Consider the following 608-nt stretch of genomic DNA (forward strand, 5'->3'; position numbering starts at 1 on the left):
TGGATATGGCCGCTAGCTTTGATTTGGCTAACTTCTTGGTAGATGGTACCTCATACGTGACGGACACGGCTGATGGTACTGCCGACTCAGTAGCAACGCTATTGCTGTTGTTGACACCTTCGAAGCAATCAGCAACGGTAACGGCTGTAGATTCAGAAGGTAAGTCTCTGGGACAAGAAATTGGTGTGATTACTGGCGATACTGATAGTTCGTTTACTGATGCAGCGGCTAGTTTGAAGTACCCTGAAATTGCAGGATATACCCGTGTTGTTACACCATTAACTGATGCTAACGGTGCAACGAGCTTTGATGAGACCAACAATGCTTTGGATGCGGATGACGCTTCACAACAAACAATCAAGGTTATTTATGTTCTGAACCCAGCACAAGCAGGTGCTGACAAGAATGTAAACGTAACTGCGGATGTAACTGATGCCCAGGCCGCATTCGACAAGGCAGTTAACGCTACTGATGCAACACCATCAAGCATTGCGGATGCCGCTAAGGCGTTTGACAAGGCTGTGCAAGAAGCTGTAACTAGTAGACAAAAGGCAGTGGACGCGGCAGAAACTGTACCAGGCATACCTGCTGGTTTGACAGACAATAAG

Annotated in this window: 1 protein-coding gene; it reads left to right on the top strand. The window is 47.2% G+C overall.

What is annotated here, in order from left to right:
* Positions 1-608 (top strand): hypothetical protein (locus tag WEIDD23_RS04290; RefSeq protein ID WP_197458804.1); only part of this gene is annotated, 608 nt, incomplete at both ends.

The organism is Weissella sp. DD23, from assembly GCF_001579105.1.
Classification (GTDB): Bacteria; Bacillota; Bacilli; order Lactobacillales; family Lactobacillaceae; genus Weissella; species Weissella cibaria.